At 39.5% G+C, this 2,204-nt stretch carries 1 protein-coding gene and 2 pseudogenes; 1 reads left to right on the plus strand and 2 read right to left on the minus strand.

The features are described from left to right. Positions 1–322: pseudogene (locus tag F6K53_RS37975) on the plus strand (transposase); the annotation flags it as partial. 557 nt (positions 323–879) lie between these two features. Here F6K53_RS37975 and F6K53_RS37980 read toward each other — a convergent pair. Both F6K53_RS37980 and F6K53_RS37985 read right to left on the minus strand, forming a co-directional pair. After that, the gene (locus F6K53_RS37980; protein ID WP_293084885.1) at positions 880–1,419 is read right to left on the minus strand and encodes a hypothetical protein; all 540 of its coding nucleotides are present in this window, start codon (positions 1,417–1,419) and stop codon (positions 880–882) included. A 567-nt stretch (positions 1,420–1,986) separates the two neighbouring features. Beyond that, positions 1,987–2,204 (minus strand): annotated as a pseudogene (locus F6K53_RS37985) (4-hydroxyphenylpyruvate dioxygenase); the annotation flags it as partial.

The raw sequence follows: 2,204 nt of genomic DNA on the forward strand, positions 1-2,204 counted from the left end.
CTTTCAGATTGGGTTTAAACAGCAAGTCAGACGTTTTGAGGAGGAAAGCACAATGCCCTATGTTACTAGTATAGAGCGCCTTGCTCGTAAAGAGGGGATAGAAGAAGGCATTCTCCAAAATAGTCGAGAGACTCTTTTGGAAGTTCTTCAGGTACGATTTGAGGATTTGCCAAGGGAGTTGGTTGAGAAAATTAACCAGATTGAGTCGGTCTCTGTGTTAAAAACCTTGCATCGACAAGGAATTACTATTGCTTCTCTCAAAGAGTTTCAGGGTTGGCTTGACCAATTGCTGTCTGTTGAGGAGAACAGGAAGCTTCATTAGTGGTGTAAGCATTCAGCTGTCTGCTGAATGCTAGGGAGTCTTTATTTAGTATAATTAGATCAACGAATTTTTTGGTTATATTGGCCTAAATTATTATCCCCGATTCCCGATTCCCGATTCCCGATTCCCGATTCCCGATTCCCTTAATTTTATGGATAATGATATTGTTTTGTTTCTAGCTACTGTTGGTTTACTGATCCTGTATCTGGTATTTTCTGCCCTAACTGAGATGGGTACCAAGTTTCCTTGGAAGAAATAGTTAATGGGTTTTATCAAGTGGTATAGCGCTACGCTTAGCGTCAGAAGTCAGAAGTCAAAAGTCAGAAGTAAGCTATGAATAAGTTTCGTAATTTAGGAATGTCAAACACCTTAATGCGTAGTGCTATATAGTAAATAATCTGGGTATCCCTTGTGGTGTAAGAAGTTTAGGACTAACGAAATGACAAGAGGTTTATCCAGTTTTATTGAGTGCTACGTCTATTGGACAATAAAATTCTGGAATGTCTGAACGTCGAATTCGATCCATGGAAAATATCTCAGATTAATACCGTAAAAATTTAATAGGAACCCCAAAAGTAATTTCCCGGAGATTTTGGGTTATCACTGCGGAAAAATTCATCCATCAAGGTAAAAAGCTCTTCCTGAGAGATATGTCCATCACTATTCAAATCGAGTTTGCAAAAATTTTCCCTTGCCCAACTAGCATCAACACCATAGGCACTGACCAAATCTACATACTCTTGCTGACTAATTTCTCCATTGTCATCCTCATCAAGTAAAGCAAAAAAGACATCACATTGCAAATGAATAAGGGGTTCATAGGCATCTGAGTGAATCAGATTGTCGTAATACTTAAACCATTCCTCAAGGGTGATTTCTGCATCCCTGTTTTGATCAGCCAAACTCAAGTTATTCCACATGGACACCAAGATAGAACGCAGATAGGCATATTGCCAAGAATTAGGTTTTAGCCCTCGTGAAATAGCCAGTTTATTCAAAATCAGATGAAAATCATCTTGGTTGAGAGTTCCACCTGAATCAGCATCGATATTGTTGAATAATGTTGTTAATTTTATTTGTTGTAATGCGGTTAACATTTTCAAGTAACCTTGGATTCAAATTTATGGTTTTTCAGTTTAATATGAGTAGCTTATTAGTCTAAAAAAAATCCTTAAAAACGACTTATTTTACTGTAGTTTAACCTATAAATTGAAGGACTGAGCGCGCCCGGAGTTTTGACTTAGACGACACCTTGCTACTCTTACTTCCCATGATTTTATGGTCTAGAAAACTAAGGTTTCTCACTACACAGAGAATTATACTGGATACTTGACATTGATTACAAGTTAAAAGGTAAGGCATTTTGTCAATACCTCCAAGTAGAGAAATTAACCTTGAGCATTATTAACGTAAGCATACAGCGGTTTGCCATTCAGTTAGGTACAAAGTTCTGGGTTTTTAGGGAACAGGGAACAGGGAACAGGGAACAGGGAACAGGGAACAGGAAAAACAATCCTGTGTACCTGAGGTGCGACCCGTGGCGAATTTAATTCTTAATGGGTCAAGCGCACCTGATAGTTATGCAAACCGCCGTAAGTTGGTAGCTGATAGCTGATCGCTGATAGCTGATCGCTGTTCGCGTAGCGTGCGCGTAGCGCATTAGCTTACGTTGATAAACTTCCTCGCTTGTTCTGTTCCCGCTCGATGGCTTCAAACAAAGCACGAAAATTCCCTTCTCCAAATCCCTTGGCCTGACAGCGGCGCTCAATGATTTCAAAAAAGAACGTAGGCTTGCCAAAAATGGGCTGGGTGAAGGTTTGAAGTAACAAAGCTTGGGGAAACTCTTGCTGCCAATCTACTAAAATTTGTCTGGTAGCAATTT

The sequence above is a fragment of the Moorena sp. SIO4A1 genome (assembly GCF_010672065.1).
In the GTDB taxonomy this organism is placed as follows: domain Bacteria; phylum Cyanobacteriota; class Cyanobacteriia; order Cyanobacteriales; family Coleofasciculaceae; genus Moorena.

Coding starts and splice junctions, on each gene's coding strand:
- F6K53_RS37980 (WP_293084885.1), bottom strand. CDS start 1,419: ATGTTAACCGCATTACAACAAATAAAATTAACAACATTATTCAACAAT.